At 35.3% G+C, this 1,077-nt stretch carries 2 protein-coding genes; one reads left to right on the top strand and one right to left on the bottom strand.

Translation table 11 applies throughout. From position 1 onward, the window contains the following. Positions 1 to 394 (bottom strand): YceD family protein (locus A194_RS0116370; protein ID WP_017187848.1); only part of this gene is annotated, 394 nt, incomplete at its 3' end. Between the two features lie 191 nt (positions 395 to 585). Between A194_RS0116370 and A194_RS0116365 the strand changes: the two genes are divergently transcribed. After that, the coding region (locus tag A194_RS0116365) for a nucleotidyltransferase family protein (RefSeq protein WP_017187847.1) at positions 586 to 1,077 on the top strand (492 nt) is incomplete at its 3' end.

Here is a 1,077-nt window from a genome sequence, read left to right as displayed (position 1 = left end):
CCTCGATTTTAGTTTCTTCACTAAAAACGCGAATAGGAACTTCCAATAGAATATTTTCCTTGATATAAGGCGTTAAGTCAAGAACTTCTCGGTCAATAAAATGAATCTCATCTTCTTCAGAGGCTTTATAACTTTCTGTTGTAAATAGTTCATAAGCCTCTACATGAAATGGATAAGGTACATCAACTAACGTTCTTGCACACGGTAAAATCATTGTGCCATCTACACTGAATCGAAACGTATAAATGCCTTGCTCCAATGTCGCTTCACCATTTACTTCAACGTCAGACATTTTTCTAATGTCTTGATCCATCTCAGGTAAATCAGATACATTAACCGTTTCCGAGAAAGAATACGGTTCACTAGCCTTTACTTTTTGTAGTGCAATTTGCATATTAATCACCTCAAGGCAACAAGAGTTATTTTAAAAGGAATTGCTCTTTTTGTCAATATTTTTTCTTAACAGCGATTGTTTTACATCCCGTTATATTAAAGTAGTTTCCCCAAACATATAAAGTTGTACTTGTTTTTTATGTAATTTATTTCTACCATAGAATTAAACTATGTAAAAAGGTCGTGATTAATGTGAGATCATGTGGACTCATTGTTGAGTATAATCCATTTCATAACGGGCATTTTTACCATCAAGAATCATCACGACAAAAAACAGATGCTGATATTACTGTTGCTGTCATGAGCGGCTCATTCCTACAAAGAGGTGAACCAGCAATAATAGATAAATACGCAAGAACGAAAGCGGCATTAAGTCACCAAGTTGACGTTGTTTTGGAATTACCTTTTATTTATGCCGTTCAATATGCTGACCTTTTCGCTCACGGTGCTATATCAATACTGAATGCGCTCGAAGTTGACTACGTCTGTTTCGGAAGTGAATCTGGAGACATTCAAGCATTTAAGGACCGTTACAGGCATTTTAAAGAACATGAAGAACAATTTCAATCATTATTACAAGAAAATTTAAAGCAAGGTTACTCATTTCCTCAAGCAAGTACTGAGGCTTATGATGCAATTGGACTTCGCTCAAAAGAACTTGACCTAGGACAACCTAATAACATT

Origin of the sequence: Alkalibacillus haloalkaliphilus C5 (assembly GCF_000269905.1) — a bacterium.
Taxonomy (GTDB): domain Bacteria; phylum Bacillota; class Bacilli; order Bacillales; family Alkalibacillaceae; genus Alkalibacillus; species Alkalibacillus haloalkaliphilus_A.
This window is presented reverse-complemented; position numbering and strand designations above follow the sequence as displayed.